Here is a 15,985-nt window from a genome sequence, read left to right as displayed (position 1 = left end):
GAACTTCTCCTTGCTTACTTGCAGGATGGGTAGACATCACAAATGCGACCGTCCGGCATTTTTATTGGTTTGAAGTCAGTGGTATTGCCGTTGCAAAACGCATCCAGATCTTCAAAATTTTTGCCTCTACAACGCTTCCATCCACCGGGAACAACGACCCAGTTGTTATCAAAATAGGGTTCTTCCTCATCGGTCATCGTCAGCACCATCCTGAGCGTTTTCCCTGGTAGCTGATCCCGTTGCACAGGTCTGGATAACGGGACTGCTGCACCTGATGAACTGCATTTAAGAACCTTGACGATCACGTGCTGCGGCCCCGCAGTACGGAACAACCACCGACATTGCTTATGTAGCTCCTGAACACCCGTTACTGGCATGCCTCGTATATCAGCGTCCGAGGGGTCGCGAATGGAAATAGCGGCAAAACTCCCACCCACGTCCGTATCCCGTTTGCCCCACTTCGCATAAAACTCAAACTCCAGGCTTCTCAGCACCGAAGGGCAGCCCTCGATTTTTTCACTCAGCGGCAGTTCATAGCTCACCCGGCTTGCAGCATCTTTGAAATCAGTAAAAAAGACTTTGCGCTCCGGTCGCTTACCTCGGCGTCGCGGCAAAGCGCAGGTCTCACCGGTAGCGGGCAGATAATTCGCGGCAGTCTTGAGTTCAAACTCCGCCGGCAAATCCACCTCCAACGTAAATCGATCCACAGGCTTGCCCCCACACCCCGTCAGCCCGAGTACCCCCAGCACCATTACCCCCCCCCACCTTCGCCTACTCATGCTTTCCCCCCATCAATCGCCACTGTGCCACTACTCGCTCAAAGTGCTCCCCAGGCGCTTCACCGACCCCGGGCTGCCACTGCAAAACACTGCTCCGAGTCGCCTCCTCCAGTCTTCGCACCACCAGAAACTCCAGTTGCTCCGGCCCCTGCCACTGCCAGGAACGCGCCTGCTCCAGTACCTGTGCCAGCCAGATTCGCGGGTCTTGAAATTCCACCAATGTCGCCAGGTCTTCACTGTGCTCAGTCAACAGGTAACGCAGGATATTGGCGTGCAGGATGGCCGCTGCGTTTGGGTTGGGTGCATCCAGCCAGGGCGCGGGATCCGGCACCGGATACTCACCGGGGGCCCGGTTGTCAGCCGTGTGCCAGCGGTTTTCGTGCCAATAGCACACGCTGATCAATGGCCCGAAAAATACCGGCCAGCGATCCTGGCCCAGATGGGCCAGGGCACGCGCCAGGGTACGGTTGTCGTGGAAGCGGTACAGCGATTGCGCGCCTTCAGGGCCCACCAGCAGCCTGTCACGCCAGTGTCGAGTCACTGCCGTCAGGTCTTCGCCGGGTAAACTGCCCAGCCAGCCCCAGTTCGTCTCGGGTTGCCGCAATAGGCCAAGCAAAGCGTGCTCGTTCAGCGGGCCCAGCAGCACAATCAGTGGGCCTTCTGCCGCCAACTCCGCTACGGCAGTCTCGGCGTAAACACTGCGGTACGCCGGCAAGTCGCGTACCTCCAGCAGCGGTGCGCGCGCGTCGCTCTGCCCCTCAAGGATCAAGCACAGTCGTCGTCCCCGCTGTTGCTGTTGGTCCATCCACTGGCCTGGCATCCTTGGCATCAAGCGGCCCTCCCTGGCAGTTCACACCGTCCTTCGCGGCAGCGCTCGCACACCGGGCAGTAATCGGCGCCCAATTGCCTGGCCAGGTTCATGAGGCTGCCTTGCACCAGGGAGATCCTGGGTGTGTCGATCGCTGCCGAGGCATTCGCCGCCAGGGTGACGGACGGCGCTCCACCCAGGGTAATGGGGCGACTGCTGAAGATGCCGCCGGCCTGGATGACCAGATGCTCGCCCCCCGCCTTGAGGCTCAGTTGCGCCCCGGCGTCGATCACCAGGCTGGCACCGGACTTGAGATGAAACTGCTGCCCGGCCTCCAGGATAAGGGTCTGCCCCACATGGGTACGGCTGTCACCTAGTACATCTAGGTAGTCGCTCGCCTTGAGCACGATCCTGCGATCGCCGGTGATATGACGATGCTCCTCGCTGGCCAGGTGAGCCGTACTCAATCCATGAATGACTTCCCGTCGCTCCCCCGCCACTTCCAACCGACTGTCATGGCCGACCTGCTGCTCCAGGTCCCGCTGTGCACGAAGGTAAATGAGCTCCTCGCCACGACGATCCTCCAGGTACAACTCGTTGGCGCCCTCGCCCCCCAGCGTACTGCGGGTGCGCAAGACACTGCGGGTCTTGTGCTGCGGCAACGGGTAGGCCGGCCGGTGCGACGCATTGGGCAGACAACCGTTGATCAACGGCTGGTCCGGGTCGCCTTCAAGGAAGGTCACCAGCACTTCCATGCCCACACGCGGGATGATCGTTGCACCGAACCCGTCACCGGCCCATCCGGACGCAACCCGAACCCAGCAACTGCTTTTATCATCCGCCTTGTCCAGGCGGTCCCAGTGGAAGCGCACCTTCACCCGGCCATAGGCGTCACAATGCACGTCTTCACCCGGCGGCCCGGTCACGGTTGCGGTCTGGCTGCCATTGATGGTCGGCTTGGGATGTTTGAGGGGCGGTCGATGCACCGCTTGCCAAGGCGTCGCGGTGAAGCGATTACGATACCCCTCGAATGCATCGGTGGTGGGCGTCACCTCCTCCAGCACCTGCGGCTGATAACCTTCATGACGCACTGAAGTGATCAGCCACAAGTCATTGCAGGACGGATCGGGGTGATCGCGCAAGTCAAGGAAATGCCCGCTGCGCAGCGCCGGTTGATCACTGCGGCCCAATGCGCGAAGACGGTCGCGCTGGTGACGCTCCAAGCCCCGCCGCGCCAAGCGCTTGCCCCGGGCATGACCCGTGAATCCCGCTGGGTAACGATAATCCTCGAGAGGTTGCGCCGGCGCCGAGCCCGCGCAGTCCTGCAGCAGCAATGAAGGGTGTTCGAAGTCATGATCGCGACGCACCGTCTTCTGGGTGCGTGTGGCCAGGCGCACATCAAAACGCTGGACGACCTGCGTAGCGGCTTGCGGCCCGCCAGCAGGGCAGTAGCGTTGCTGGGGCAAACGGCGAAACACCGTCTGGTCATCACCGAACACCAGCAGATGGGCATCCGCGCTGTGACGAAAATGGTAATGAATGCCCTCCTCTTCACACAGCCGCTGGATGAAGTGCAGGTCGCTCTCCGCATACTGCACACAGAACGTGCGTGGCGGATACACCACGGGACCAAGCTCGAATGCATAGGCGTCCGCCAGGATGCCATGCCGCTCAAGCACCGCCGCGATAATCTGCGGCACGCTGCGTTGCTGGAAGATCCGCTGGTCGCGCCGGTGTGCAAGGTAGGCCAGGCGCGGTGCCAGGGTCAGGTGGTAGAGCGTGATGCGCCGGCCAGGGTCGTCCCGGCCGATTGCGTAAACCTGGCCATGCAGCCCTTCGCCCATTCCGAAATCCAGGTAGGCGGGTTGATGGAGCAACCTCTCAAGGTCAAGGGAAGGATTTTCACTCACCACCTGCACCTGGATGAAAAAAGGCTGGTCAAGGCGCTCGCCGCCATTGAATGCCAGCACCTGAAAGTCGGTATCCATGCAGGGAAGAATCAGTTTGAAACGTGACGAAACAAACGCGTTAACCATCCGTTGTTACCCGCCATAAATGAATGAGCACGCAGGAATGCTTTGCCTCGTTAAGTGTGCGAATAAACTGCCGAGAAAAAGCCCCTGAACGCCTCAAAGCTTAGCGATTACGGGAAAAAATCGGCTGTTTTAAAATAAAAAAGAAGATTCGTACAAAGAAGTTGGAAGTGTCTTTTACAAAACAATAAAACGAGTCAATGTGCCACTTCTTAACAATAAGAAATGCCCTACACTAAACTTCTTAATAACAACTAACTGACACAGAAACAGCCGACACTGAATCACAGCGTCAGCCGTTAAAAAACCTCAGGCCTGCAGCCGTGCGGTCCCGAACAGACTGACGCCGAGCAGCGTCTCGCCCTGGGTGTGCAAGCGTACCGGCGCAACGCCACCCGGCATCACCACCGCGACGTCACCGTTCTCGACCCAGCCCGCACGCCATGCCGCGCAGGCGACGGCGCTGGCACTGGTGCCGGAAGACGCGGTCGGCCCCTCACCGCGCTCGAACACCCGCGCTACGACCTGGTTGCCAGGCTGGCGCGCCGCCCATTGCAAGTTGACCCCCGCCCCACAAGGCTGGCCGCCGCCCGCAGGGGGCGCGAAGGCGATCGCCTTCAAGGACTCGAACAGCTTTGGCAGCAGCATCTGTGCGTTGTCCGGCAACGCCGAGAGCTGCTGGACCAGCGTCACACAGTGGGGGTTGCCCACCCGCACGAATTGACTGGCGGCCCACTGCGGGCTGATCGCCGTCAGCTCGGTCACATGGCTCAGTTCAGTCCCCTGCAGAAACACCTGACCAACCCCCTGCGCGCCCACCGCCGCCGGCCCAAAAGCAGGTACCCCCAGCTCAAGCCAGAACCCTGCAACATCGTCACGAACGGTGGGTTCCACCCGAGTGGCGACTGGAGATTGCGCGTCCGATTTGTCGTGATGGACCCGCAACTCACAAGCTTCGGTCATCAGGCCCTGGTCGGTGAGAGCCTGGGCAAAAATCGTCAAGCCATTACCGCTGCGCTCGGCCAGGGAACCGTCGGTGTTTACGATCAGCAGATCGAACGGCGGCGCGTCCTTGAACGGCCCCACCAGCAGGCCATCACAACGGTGGGCCTTGCCACCAGCCGGGTGCGGCACCGAGCCCCAACTGCATTCCGAGGCGATCGCCGACGCCGCCCAGGCGGTACGAGCAACCGCGGCATGCTCAGCACTCTCGGGTACATCGATGCCCTTGCGGCGCAATAAAGCCGGGCTGGCCACGCCATAGATGTTGCCGCGAGCGTCGTAGAACAGGGTCATGAGCTTATCCACCGAGGCATGCGTGATCGCAAAAAAGAGTTGTTCGATTGTGGGGGATCCCGGCGTTGCACACCACCCGCTTGACGCGTTTTCAGAAGTAGCCTGGAAGGTGGTAATCCACCGCGAGAACCCTGGGGTTCAACTGCTCTCGCAGGGATTACGCACCTTCCAGACCGCCTCCTACAGACTCGTTACGACCTATGTGGTTGCAACCTGCTCCAGCGTTCCAGCTTGTAAAAATAAAATTCAAGGCAGCCCGAATCCCAACGGAACCCGGCTCGCACACCAAGGCCTGATGTGCAAGGATGTCGCGCCGGACATCGTTCGTTGAACGCAAAACCAAGGATTTTTCATGACTGCCATCCCCACCTCAGCGCCCGTGGTTCCCGGGCGGCTGGAGCAAATGTCGACCCGTATCGCTTTCTTCATTGCCGGCTTCGGCATCGCGGCCTGGGCGCCGCTGGTGCCGTATGCCAAGGCTCGTGCCGGGCTGAGCGAAGGCACGCTGGGTCTGTTGCTGCTGTGCCTGGGGGTCGGTTCGATTATCGCCATGCCCGCAGCGGGTGCATTGGCCTCACGTTTCGGCTGCCGACGCGTCCTGAGCGCCGGCACGATCCTGATCTGCCTGGCATTGCCGATGCTGGCGACAGTGAGCTCGATTCCGCTACTGATGGCTGGGTTGTTCCTGTTTGGTGCCGGCCTGGGCACGGTGGATTCCACGGTCAACTTGCAGGCGGTGATCGTTGAACGCGCCAGCGGCAAAACCATGATGTCGGGCTTTCATGGGCTGTTCAGCCTGGGGGGCATCGTCGGTGCGGCGGGTGTCTCGGGTTTGCTCGGGCTGGGCCTGTCGCCGTTGCAGGCGACCCTGGTGGTGATCGTCATCACGCTGGCGGCGCTGCTCAAGGCTGCACCGCACCTGCTGCCCTATGGCAGTGAAAGTTCCGGCCCGGCGTTTGCCGTGCCCCACGGTGTGGTGCTGTTTATCGGTTGCCTGTGCTTTATCGTGTTCCTGGCCGAAGGGGCGGTGCTCGACTGGAGCGCCGTGTTCCTCAGTGCCGAACGTGACCTGGACGAAGCCTATGCAGGGTTGGGCTACGCAGCATTTGCGCTGACCATGACGGTCGGGCGGTTGACCGGTGACGCCATCGTGCGCCGGCTGGGCGCAACCCGGGTCATTGTGGCGGGTGGCACACTGGCAGCGGCCGGCACCTTGCTCGCCACCTTGTCTCCAGCGTGGGAAATGGCATTGTTGGGTTATGCACTGGTGGGTGCAGGGTGCTCCAATATTGTCCCGGTGCTGTACACGGCTGTGGGCAAACAGAACGTCATGCCAGAACACATTGCTGTACCGGCCATTACCACTCTGGGTTATGCCGGGATATTGGCCGGGCCGGCCTTGATCGGGTTCATCGCCCATGGCAGCAGCCTGGCAACCGCTTTCATGTTGATCGCAGGGCTGCTGGCGGCGGTGGCGGTGAGTGGCAAAATACTGCGGGTGTGAACGCAAAGTGATACGAGCAGCTTGAGCTTTTCAAGCCGCTCGTACCGGCCTTTAACTCCCCCCCGGCTTTTTACTCATGCTTTCATGCAAGCGCTCAATACTGCTTCTCTTCAACCAGCCATCGTCATTACGGCTGCCAAAGATGTTATAACCGTTGGCTTCGTAACCATCCATCCTGTCCAACAGCCCCCTCTCCTGAATATTCCTGCACATATACACGTCTATTTCAGGGAATTTTTTCAAGGGAAACCTGGTGCGTGGGTCAAGCACAGGTTGGCCGTTTTTATCAGTTACATCAGGGTCTGTGCTGATATAGGTAACTGTGTCTGTTTTCATGTACCGACGTTTCTCTAAACCAAAGAGGACATCGAAGTCTTGCGACTTGTCCCGCAACACATTAAATTTGTCCAGGAATGCCTTGATGACCTGAGCATCGGATTTCGAATGGAACGGATCTGCGCTCTGGGTGTTGGGGTTGGTATTGCCGACTTGCGAGTTGGAAGCCTTGGTCAGACTGTCGCTGGTGATCTCACCGTTCTTTGTGAGAATCGCGGCATTCAGTCGAGGACGGTTGATTGACTCTGCCACCGCCATCATGAGGCGCTCCGGGATCGTCACGCTAACAGCGGCCTTCTGCCAAGACTTCTGTGTCAGTTTGCCGTCTTCCTTGAACTCGTCCAATAATGACAAGTTGTTCTTAATGAAGGTGGCCACCAAGTGATCATCTGAGCTGACAAAGGGGTTCCCAACCCTGGTCATGCCACCGTACAGATTCTGACCGTCAACGTGCCGCTCGGCGCCGTTCACCAAACCAAGGTTATGTCTCCGCGCCGCTGGAAGCGCCGTGCCCAGTGGGCGGGTATCCACCCCCAAACGAGACTGGCCAGTGCTCGCTCCTGCTACCGGACTTCTGATACCACTACTCATTATTCACCTCCAACCTATGTAAATTCCGTAGCCTGGCCCTTGATAGCTTGATCGAAGAAAATGCCTCGAAATCAACACGGTCCAAGCGCCAACTGAGTGGCGGCGACAAAACAATGGTTCCGAAGGCTGCCCTCCATACCTCAGTAAATCTTGATCGTTTGTAACTGCTCATCTGACCGGGCCATCCATGCCCTGGGAAAGTCGCCTAGCCGCGGCTGGACCACCGTTTCAAAAAGTTGGCAACTGTTGAAAGCACAGGGGTGTGCGCCGGTGTTTCAATGAACATCCGAGAGCCTTTGTCAAAATCTTCGGCGGTGGGCGCCTTGAAGCTGCATTTAGGTGAGGATGTGAGGTTGACCCCGTGTAACGGGGATGTGGTTGGGCGTTCCGCTTCCTGCGCGAGCGTAGCCAGGGTTGGAACGTTGTACTGGGATTGAAGGGATTCAAATGATGTCGAATTCATGGTCCAGACCTGATTCGGTAGATGAAGACCCCCATCGGCAGTCAATGACCGGTGGATGTTTTCTGTGTGGCGGGGTCTTCACGAACGGTTCCATTGTGACTGGGTGATAGTCCATCAACTCCTTTCGCTTGATCTGACCATCGCGCAGCCAAGAGAAGCGATTGTCCATCGCCAACTGGATCGCGCGCATGAAACGCTCCGGCTCGCCCGTGTGCTGCGTGCGCTTTTCATAGGCTTCCAGGATCATGGCCTCGCGATAGTCTTCGCGTCGAAAGGCGTCAACGGCAATATTGCGCGCTGCTTGATGCAGATAGCCGCGAGGTTGCTCAACCTCGGAGGATTTTGCCTCAAGCACCGCACAAAGGTGTCGTGGGCCAGGGACCGATTTGGAAGTCATTTTCTGAACAGTTTCTGCACCAGATCGCTGCGATGGAAGAGGAGCTCCTTCGCCAGTTGGGTCCGATGGTCCTGCTCAGAATCCCCCGTCAGCGGTCTGTTCGCCCACCACTGAAGGACTTCGATCCGCGGATTCCGACCCCAATGCTCACGCACTTCTTGGCGCAATTGCTTGTCGCTGTGGTAGGTGAAGTAGTCCTCCCTGTTGGCAAGCATGTCCAGCCTTTGTGGGCTGGCCAGACGCTCCCGTGCGCCTGTGACAGGGTTTCGGAAGATGGCATTCATCAGGTTCGGATCTTTCAAGACTTGCTTGGCCAGGCGAGTTTCCTGGTTCCTTTTTTTGTTCTCTTCTTTGTTCGGACCGTATTCAGGGAGCAACGGCCGATTCGCCTTCGTTTTAATGCTGTCAACGCTCATGTAGCCCGGGTACCCGGTGTCCTCGAAGGCTGTAAATTTGTCGAGCATCAGCCGCATCAACTGTTCACGGTTCTTCAAGCTGTAGTCAGTATCAGATTCGCACGGTCGGGTCGGGCATGGCCTGCCAACACTGGGGTTCGGTCGTGGCGGCGGGCTGCTCCAGCCAGGATTCGGCCTTGGCGGCGGATTACTACAGCCTGGATGCATCGGTGATCGGTGACCACCAAGCAAACTGGTCATCAATTCTTTGAACCTGTCCCTGAAACTGGGCGGCATGAACACGCTGTGCTGACCCGAAAAGTGACCGCCCATGGTTGGCTGAGCGTTACCAAGCACAGGGCCGGAGTTATTCTCGCTGCAGTGAAAGCTGACGCTGGCAGCGCGATGGTCATTGAAAGACAGCGCTGTAGGCGCCGGGTTGGCGGGTTTAGCCTGAGGCTTGGCGTGTGCCAGCGCACGGTTGTACGTGGTTGATGCAGATGCGGTTGGATCGAGAGTCGATACCGACATGAGTTTCTCCAATACAGTGAGCGTGACCTTCAGGCTGTCGCTTCAACTTAGCGTCGATGCCAATAAGGTGTGCCCATGTGTGGGGTTTGCGTCGGAATCAGTTCCGCGACAGACAGCCAAATGCGCTGCGCACACGTAGGAAACAGGCAAAAAAAATCGCAGCCCTGAAGGGAGCTGCGACTTTTCCTTTCGCAATGAATCAGAACCCGACGCTGGCCTGTACAAAGAACGTTCGCGGCTCGCCAAGGTACAGTCCAGCATTGTTGTCACTGGAACGGGTGTAGTGCTGTTGGTCGAAGACGTTTTTCACACCAACGCCCAGTTTCAGGTTGGACAACTGCTCGCCAAAGTCATAGCCACTGCGCACGTTGACCGAGACGTAGCCCGGAATATCACCGAACTGGCCGTCAGCCGTACCTTGGGTGATATAGGTGCTGGTTGTACCTGGCGCACGCTGGCCGGACTGGGCGTATACATCCAGGTTATGGGTCCAGCGGTTGACGTCGTAACGCAGGCCCAAGGTAGCCACCTCACGGGAATAAAGCGGCAGGTCACGGCCCTTGAACGGCACGTCACCTTCGGACGTGGCCTTGGTGTAGGTGAAGCCGGCATTGGCGGTCAGGCCATCCAGGCGCGGGTCCAGGTTCGACAGGTCATAGTGCGCCGAGGCTTCGATACCGGTGTGCTTGGTGGCGCCGAGGTTGGTCCAGCCCACGTCGTTGCTGACGTATTGCAGCTCGTCCGAGAAGTCGATGTAGAAGAACGTCAGCTCACCGCCCCAGACATTGTCGTTGTAGCGCGTACCCACCTCGTAGGTCTTGGCCTTTTCCGGGTTCAGGCCGTTGGCGGTCTGGTCGCCGGTGCCGCCCTGGCCCAGTTGGAAGTACTGCAGGCTGCCAAACGAGGTCTCGTAGTTGGCGAACAGTTTCCAGGCGTCGGAAACGTGGTACATCACGCTCAATGCGGGCAGCGGTTCGTTGTTGTGGACTTCGCGGCGTTTTTCCTGGGTGCGGGTGCCGTTCAACGCGATCACCGGACGGTCGTGCCATTCGGTGCGGATATCTTCGAAACGGATCCCCGGAGTCACCGTCCACTTGCCGATATCGATCTTGTTATCGATGTAGAACGCGTTGGCCTCGGTGCCCCCGGTGCGATCCTGATAGACATGGCCGTCACTCTGTCCGCCCGGCGTCGGTACATTGTTGACCAGATTCAGGCTGGTCGCCTGCTCATGCATGCCTTCCTTGAGGTAGCGATAGCCCAGGCTGACTTCCTGGGTGCTCGGGCCTACATCGAATACACGGGAGACGCGTGGCTCGATGCCGAAGGTGTAGTAGGTGCGCGGGTAGGAACCGAGGGTCTTCAGGTCACGGTTGGCGATGTTGCTGCCGCGAAAGCTGTCGGAGTAATAGGTCAGCACCTCGGCCTGGGTACGGTCGTCGAACTGGCGGATGTACTTGAACGATACGTCCTTGCGGCGCCCGCTGAAATTGTCCCAGTCGCGTACCGATTGGTACGGGTTGGCGTCGAACTGCTTCTGCGTCAGGCCGCCGGGCATGTCGGCGCTGGCGTCGTAGTAATGGAAGTTGAGCGAGAAGTCGTCCTGATCGGTCGGCGCCCAGTGGGTCTTGAAGATCACGTCGTCGATGTCGTTGGAATTGTTGCTGTTGCGGTAACCGTTGCCATTGACCCCGGAGTACAGCAAGGCGGCGCCGATGCCGTTGTCGGCGGTGCCGCCGATAAACGCATTGTCGATGTGCTTCCAGCCGCCATGGGCGGAGGTTTGCAGGGTGGTGCCGACTTCACCGGAGAACTTCTCGGGGATGGCGCGGGTCACGAAGTTGATTACGCCGCCGACGTTTTGGGGCCCGTAGCGTACGGAACCGGCACCGCGCACCACGTCGATACTGTCCAGGTTACCGGCGGATATCGGCGCCATCGACAATTGCGGTTGACCGTACGGCGCGAACGCTGCCGGTACACCGTCGATCAACACGGTGGAACGTGGCGACAGGCGTGACGTCAGGCCACGTACGCCAACGTTGAGGGAAATATCGCTGCCGCCGGTGCCGTTGGATTCCTGCACCTGCACACCCGGCACACGGCGCAGCACGTCGCCGACGTTCATCGCGCCCTGCTCCACCATGGCTTCGCGGCGGATCACCGTGCGTGCGCCGGGGTGGTTCTGCACCACTTCGGCGTTGGCGTCGCCGAGCCAGTCGCCCACCACCTTGATATCGGTGGCGCCCAGTTCCAGCGGCGAGCCGGCTTCACCGGTGCCGCTGTTCAGTGGGCGCAGGGTCACGGAGCCGGCATCGATCTGGTAGTCCAGGCCGCTGCCTTGCAGCAACTGGCGCAGGGCTTGTTCGGGGGAAAGGTTGCCGTCGACCGCCGGCGCCTGCTTGCCCGCAACCAGTTCGGGGCTGAAGAACACTTGCAGGGACGTCTGCTGGCCCAACTGGCTCAGCGCTGTGCCCAGGGACTGGGCCTTGATGTGGATAGCCTCGGCGGCGTAGGCCACAGGCAGCGCGGCACTGACCGCAAGCGCCAGGGCCAGCGGCGCCCAGCGGGAGATTTTATTGTTGTTCACGGCGAGTTTTTTCACGTCGAACCTAGTCCTGTGATCGCAAGAGTGTGCGGCTGTTAATGCAAACCAGTTGCAGTTGCAGGAGAAGACGAAGAACTCGAAAAAAACCTGAATGTCAGCGTGAAATAATTTCCTGGCTGCCGTCCGGCAAGGTGCGCAAGGCTACCGGCAGGATGTGCGGCAACGCCTTGAGCAAGGCATCGGTGTCGTCGGACTTGAATACGCTGGTCAGGCGCAGGTTGCCCACGGCCGGCGTGCTGACCCGCAGCGGTTGCTCCCGATAACGCGAGACTTCCCGGGCCACTTCGCCCAGCGAAGCGTTGTTGAAGACCAGTTTGCCGGTACGCCAGGCGGTCAGTTCTTCGGTGTTCACCGCGTAGGCCGCGGCTACCCGCCCCTGGTTGTCGACATGGCTGCCCAGGCCCGCTGTCAGCGTCACCATCTTGTCCGGCGCACGGCCTTGTACTTTCACGGTGCCGGCTTCGACCATGACGCGGGTCTGGTCGTCATCGCGGCGCACATCGAATCGCGTGCCGGTCACGGTCACCTGCCCTGCCCCGGCCGCCACGACAAAGGGCCTGCTGGTGTCATGTTCGACGCTGAACATCGCTTCGCCCTGCTTGATCTCGACGCCACGCCGACCTTTTTCGTAATGCACCGTGACGATGCTGCGGCTATTGAGGTCCATCACCGAACCGTCGGGCAAGGCCACCTGGCGATGTTCCCCCAGACGCGTACTGAACTCGGCGCGGTAGGGCTTGGGATGATCCAGCCCGCTGAACAGGCCCAGCCCCAGCGCGACTGCAACCACACTGGCGGCCGCCGCATAACGCAGGATGGCTCGGCGCTTGGGACGTTCCGCAGGCGCTTCGCACAGCGCCTGCAGGCGGGCGTTGGGCAGCAAGTCAGCGGCGCTCCACACGCCCTGCAATACATCGAACTCATACTGGTGATCGGGATGCTCAGTGCGCCATGCGTCGAAACGCTGGCGTTCGACAGCACTCAACTCGGCGTCTTGCAGGCGCACAAACCATTGCGCGGCTTCGTCTCGGGCACGGTTATCCATCATGGATGATCCTGTTTCAGAGCGGGCGATCATGGCGCCATCGCGTCCAGGCGGTCGCGCAGATGCCGCAGGGTGCGGATCATATACTTTTCCACCATGTTTTTAGACAGCCCCAGGCGGTCGGCGATTTCCTGCTGGGTCAGGCCCTCGATTTTCTGCCAGATGAAAATCCTGCGGCAATTGAGCGGCAGCTCGGCCAAGGCTCGCTCGATAGAGTCCGCCAACTGGATCGCGTGCATGAAATGTTCCGGGTCGCCGGTGTGCGGCGAACGCTGATCAAAGGCTTCCAGGGTCATGGCCTCGCGACGGTCTTCGCGTCGAAAGGCGTCTACGGCAATATTGCGCGCCGTTTGATGCAGATAGGCGCGAGGTTGCTCGACCTCGGAGGATTTTGCCTCCAGCACCCGCACGAAAGTGTCATGGGCCAGGTCTTCGGCCTGCTGGCGATTTCTCAGGCGGCGCGTCCAGGTCCCGATCAACTCTTCGTAGTGTTCGAAAAAGCCTGTTCTGCGGGGCGGCTGAGGGATCATCGTGGGAGCACTGGGGAAGCGGGGCGTGAATAGTAATGCTTCCTATTAAGTAGGGCAATTGCTACTCGCCATGGGCCCTCAATGCGCCGTTTTGCCACCCACCTGTCTGAGCCGGCTGAGTTTCTCCCGGCTGCCGCACACGCTCATCTGGCACCACTTGCGCTGTTTGTTCTTAGAGATATCCAGGAACACCCAGTCGCAGTCGGTAGCGCTGCAACTGCGCAATGCGTGCAGATCACCGGATACCAGCAATTGCGTGGCCTCGATGGCCAGGCGGCCCAGCACCATGGCCGTGAGCTCCTGCGCCGTGGTGCAAGGCATCCACGCCCAGGCAGGTTTGCCCTCGACAGAACGCAGCACCCGCCGTGCTGCGCCTTGCTGGAAGGCCTCGTTGATCTGCTGCAAGGCGTGGTCGGGCGCGGCAGTTTGCAAGGACAACGGATAAAACACTGCGTACAGGCATTCCCTGAACGCAATGATCGCGTCGAGGTTCGGTTGGTAAGCCATCGATGACTCAAACACCATCGGCTTGTAGTCATCGAACTCCCGGGCCGAGATCAACGACGCATGCAGGGCCCATTCAAAGAAGAACTGAAAACTGGTGAGCCGTTCTTCCATGACCTTGAGCGAAGTGCCGGGGCGACGCCCATTGGTGGTATTGATGAAGTCCAGGACCCGGGCCCCGCCAATCAGGCGAATTGATTTTGCAGTGCCCGTAAAATGTGTCATGCCTGCTCCCGAAAAAACGCGTTCTCCCTGCGATGGCGCAGATTACCTTGTTTTTTCGAGTTACAGATATTGTCATCCCGGCGCAAAGCCGACGCAAAGACAGACGGCTAACCGCGACTGTCGTTGTGCCCCACCCAATCCAGAATCGCCTCGACCGACTGCTCCACCGAAAGCGCCTGGGTATTCAAGTGCACTTCAGGAAACACCGGCACGTCGTACTGGGAGTCGATCCCGGTGAAGTGTTTGATCTGGCCCGCACGGGCTTTTTTATACAGGCCCTTCGGATCACGTTGTTCAGCAACTTCCAACGGTGCATCCACATGCACTTCGACAAAAAACTCATTGCCGATGATCGAACGTGCGTAATGCCGACTGGCCGACGAAGGTGAAATCAGCGCGACAATCACCATCAGCCCCGCCTCCATCATCAAGCGGGCCACTTCGGCGACCCGCCGGATATTCTCATCGCGGTCGCTGTCGGTAAAACCCAGGTCGCGGCACAACCCGCCACGCACCGAGTCGCCATCAATGATCGCGGTGATCCGCCCCTGTTTCTGCAAGGCGATGTCCAACGCATCAGCGATGGTCGATTTGCCGGACGCCGAGATACCCGTCAGCCAGATGACCGCAGGCTTGTGCCCGCGTCCGGCGCGCCGATGGCTGAACGCAAACGCGTGCAGGTTCTGGCTTGGACTGTCTGGAAAATAACTCATGGCCGCACGCCCTCCTTCGCCGCAGTCGGCGGTTTACCCAACATGAACACCATCACGCATTGCACGAACAGCAACAGCGCAACCACCCAGTACACCGTCGAGAACGACCCGGTGAGGTCCTTGGAAAAGCCACCCAGAAAGTTGCCGCACACCCCGCCCAAGCCGATCAGCACATTGGCGATGCCAAAGGCCTGGGTCAGCCGGCTGACCGGCACGATCTGCCCGATGTAACTGGGGACCAGCCCGAAAATGGGGTAGAACGCCAGCGCAAACAGGAACGCGGCCAAGTAGAACAGCGGGAGGCTGTTGAAACTGAACACCAGGGTGGCGGCCAGTCCTGCACTGAGGAAACACATCGCCAGCGACGCCCGCACACCGACCTTGTCGGCAATCCACCCCACCAGAAAGCCCGAGGCCATGCCCACCGCACCGATGGTGGTCCAGATAAACCCGGCGTCTTGAACCGATACGCCCAATTCATCGCGCAGGAAGGGCGCCAGGTACGTCTGGAAAGGCAGCAATGCCATGCCATTGAGAAACGCGATGGCCCAGGTCAGGTACAGCGAGCGGCTGAGCCACGGCTGGCGGCTGTCAAACGCTACGGCGCGCTCGCCGGCAAACCCGGTGTCCTGGCTCGCGGCCAGGTTGCGCAACAGAAACCAGGCCACCAGACACAGGGCCACCGAGATCAGGCCGGCAGTGAGCCAGATCGAGCGCCAGCCGCCATTCAAGGTCAGGAACGACACCAGCAAGCCATTGATGAACACGCCATAGCTGGTGCCACTGGAGATCAGCCCCATGACCCGCGAGCGATTACCCGGGCTGAAGCCCTTGGTGACGATTTCCGCCAGCGGGATGTACACCGAGGCGGAGCAACCACCGAGCAGGATCAACAAGGCCCCCGACAACCAGATGCTGTCGCTGACGCTCAGGCCCAGCAGCGCCAGGGACGTCATCACGGTGGACACCAGGCTGATTTTCCAGCCGTCGAAGAAACGGCTGATGTAACTGGTCACCGACGAAAACAGCAGGAAGCCAATCTGCGCGCCGCCGGTGATCAGGCCCACCGTGGTGTAGTCGAAGCCGATGTCGCGGCGCATGTCCACGACAAGGTTGGCGAACAGGTAAACCCCAAAGCCGTAGGTACTGGCCACGAACCCGGTGAGGACGATCGCCAGCACGACACTGTCCAATGGGCGGGCATTGCTCTGTACGAGTGTGCTCATC

At 59.8% G+C, this 15,985-nt stretch carries 14 protein-coding genes and 1 pseudogene; 2 read left to right on the top strand and 13 right to left on the bottom strand.

All coding sequences use genetic code 11. The annotated features are described in order from the left end of the window. Positions 1–14 precede the first annotated feature (14 nt). The 4 genes from BM017_RS25300 to BM017_RS25285 all read right to left on the bottom strand — a co-directional run bounded on the left by BM017_RS25300 (position 15) and on the right by BM017_RS25285 (position 4,916). The gene (locus BM017_RS25300) at positions 15–779 is read right to left on the bottom strand and encodes a hypothetical protein (protein WP_170856119.1); all 765 of its coding nucleotides are present in this window, start codon (positions 777–779) and stop codon (positions 15–17) included. Beyond that, on the bottom strand, positions 772–1,608 hold the full coding sequence (locus BM017_RS25295; RefSeq protein ID WP_092249622.1) for a DUF4123 domain-containing protein: 837 nt from the start codon (positions 1,606–1,608) through the stop codon (positions 772–774). The genes BM017_RS25300 and BM017_RS25295 overlap by 8 nt, the downstream gene beginning before the upstream one ends. After that, positions 1,608–3,623: a type VI secretion system Vgr family protein gene (locus BM017_RS25290; protein ID WP_092249619.1), complete on the bottom strand. Its 2,016-nt coding sequence runs from the start codon at positions 3,621–3,623 to the stop codon at positions 1,608–1,610. The genes BM017_RS25295 and BM017_RS25290 overlap by 1 nt, the downstream gene beginning before the upstream one ends. Before the next feature lie 306 nt (positions 3,624–3,929). After that, a complete protein-coding gene (locus BM017_RS25285) occupies positions 3,930–4,916 on the bottom strand; it encodes a diaminopimelate epimerase (protein ID WP_092249616.1) in 987 nt (328 codons plus the stop codon). Between BM017_RS25285 and BM017_RS28950 the strand changes: the two genes are divergently transcribed. Then, positions 4,915–5,247 carry a hypothetical protein gene (locus BM017_RS28950; RefSeq protein ID WP_139216876.1) on the top strand — a complete coding sequence of 111 codons (333 nt, stop codon included), beginning with the start codon at positions 4,915–4,917 and terminating at the stop codon, positions 5,245–5,247. The genes BM017_RS25285 and BM017_RS28950 overlap by 2 nt on opposite strands. Before the next feature lie 21 nt (positions 5,248–5,268). Then, on the top strand, positions 5,269–6,420 hold the full coding sequence (locus tag BM017_RS25280; protein ID WP_092249613.1) for an MFS transporter: 1,152 nt from the start codon (positions 5,269–5,271) through the stop codon (positions 6,418–6,420). A gap of 51 nt (positions 6,421–6,471) precedes the next feature. Here the strand turns inward: BM017_RS25280 and BM017_RS25275 are convergent, their stop codons facing one another. The 9 genes and pseudogenes from BM017_RS25275 to BM017_RS25230 all read right to left on the bottom strand — a co-directional run bounded on the left by BM017_RS25275 (position 6,472) and on the right by BM017_RS25230 (position 15,984). After that, the gene (locus tag BM017_RS25275) at positions 6,472–7,347 is read right to left on the bottom strand and encodes a hypothetical protein (protein WP_256575688.1); all 876 of its coding nucleotides are present in this window, start codon (positions 7,345–7,347) and stop codon (positions 6,472–6,474) included. A 632-nt stretch (positions 7,348–7,979) separates the two neighbouring features. Further along, positions 7,980–8,188, bottom strand: a pseudogene (locus BM017_RS25265) (RNA polymerase subunit sigma-24); the annotation flags it as partial. Between the two features lie 15 nt (positions 8,189–8,203). After that, positions 8,204–9,133 (bottom strand): type III secretion effector protein, encoded by a 930-nt coding sequence (locus tag BM017_RS28945; protein WP_139216875.1) that lies wholly within the window; start codon positions 9,131–9,133, stop codon positions 8,204–8,206. A 199-nt stretch (positions 9,134–9,332) separates the two neighbouring features. Further along, positions 9,333–11,738 carry a TonB-dependent siderophore receptor gene (locus BM017_RS25255; RefSeq protein ID WP_092249603.1) on the bottom strand — a complete coding sequence of 802 codons (2,406 nt, stop codon included), beginning with the start codon at positions 11,736–11,738 and terminating at the stop codon, positions 9,333–9,335. A 97-nt stretch (positions 11,739–11,835) separates the two neighbouring features. Then, on the bottom strand, positions 11,836–12,789 hold the full coding sequence (locus BM017_RS25250) for a FecR family protein (protein WP_092249600.1): 954 nt from the start codon (positions 12,787–12,789) through the stop codon (positions 11,836–11,838). 26 nt (positions 12,790–12,815) lie between these two features. After that, positions 12,816–13,316 (bottom strand): sigma-70 family RNA polymerase sigma factor, encoded by a 501-nt coding sequence (locus BM017_RS25245; RefSeq protein WP_071495145.1) that lies wholly within the window; start codon positions 13,314–13,316, stop codon positions 12,816–12,818. Between the two features lie 78 nt (positions 13,317–13,394). After that, on the bottom strand, positions 13,395–14,045 hold the full coding sequence (locus tag BM017_RS25240) for a CGNR zinc finger domain-containing protein (protein WP_092249597.1): 651 nt from the start codon (positions 14,043–14,045) through the stop codon (positions 13,395–13,397). A gap of 107 nt (positions 14,046–14,152) precedes the next feature. Beyond that, a complete protein-coding gene (cysC, locus tag BM017_RS25235; protein WP_092249594.1) occupies positions 14,153–14,758 on the bottom strand; it encodes an adenylyl-sulfate kinase in 606 nt (201 codons plus the stop codon). Further along, positions 14,755–15,984, bottom strand: coding sequence for an MFS transporter (locus BM017_RS25230; RefSeq protein WP_092249591.1), 1,230 nt, complete (start codon positions 15,982–15,984; stop codon positions 14,755–14,757). Before BM017_RS25230 ends, cysC begins: the two co-directional genes overlap by 4 nt. Between the last annotated feature and the right edge of the window lies 1 nt (position 15,985).

Source organism: Pseudomonas sp. NFPP04 (assembly GCF_900113815.1).
GTDB lineage: Bacteria > Pseudomonadota > Gammaproteobacteria > Pseudomonadales > Pseudomonadaceae > Aquipseudomonas > Aquipseudomonas extremorientalis.
This window is presented reverse-complemented; position numbering and strand designations above follow the sequence as displayed.